Annotated in this window: 1 protein-coding gene; it reads right to left on the reverse strand. The window is 41.1% G+C overall.

Going from position 1 to position 604, the window contains the following annotated elements; all coding sequences use genetic code 11:
- Window positions 1-94: 94 nt before the first annotated feature.
- Window positions 95-604 (reverse strand): tail assembly protein (locus ABN212_RS18965; protein WP_349443578.1); only part of this gene is annotated, 510 nt, incomplete at its 5' end.

A 604-nucleotide genomic window follows, 5' to 3' on the forward strand; every position in this document is an offset into this window, starting at 1 on the left:
TAAATCATCAGGTTGCTCAACAGGCACACGAGGACTACCACCGCCCCCTTTTTGACCGTGAATTGTTTTTCTCATTAAATTATTCCAAATAGATTTATTGCTGATCTTCTACATAAATACCCGCAGAAATGATGGCACCACCAATAGTTCTTTCGCCATAAAGCACTGGCACTGGGTAACCTTGAGAAACGGTATTAGTAGGAGAGCCAAATGCATACGAAGGTTTGTTTTCGCCCTGATCTTGCATTGCAAGACCTTTCGGTTGAGGTGAAAGCATTTGAATAACACCGCCAATAGCGACTGATGCGCCAACAGCAAATAAAAGGTTACTGGCCCATAATGCGGAACCCCAAGGTAGCCATATAGCGGCAGCAACAAGGACGGCACCAAAAATAGTCTGAAAAACACCACCTCTTTTGCTCCCCATAACAATGGGAACGATACGAATAATTTCTTCTGATATCGGGAAATTAAGATCATCAACACCAATATTCTTTTTCCCTTTAAATACAGCGTATGTTAATCCACGTGATTTACTGGTATTTAAATACTGTTCAAATCCATTTAAGGTACAACAAAGTGCTCTGATTGCTTCTGATGTTGT

Source organism: Proteus genomosp. 6 (assembly GCF_040139785.1).
GTDB lineage: Bacteria > Pseudomonadota > Gammaproteobacteria > Enterobacterales > Enterobacteriaceae > Proteus.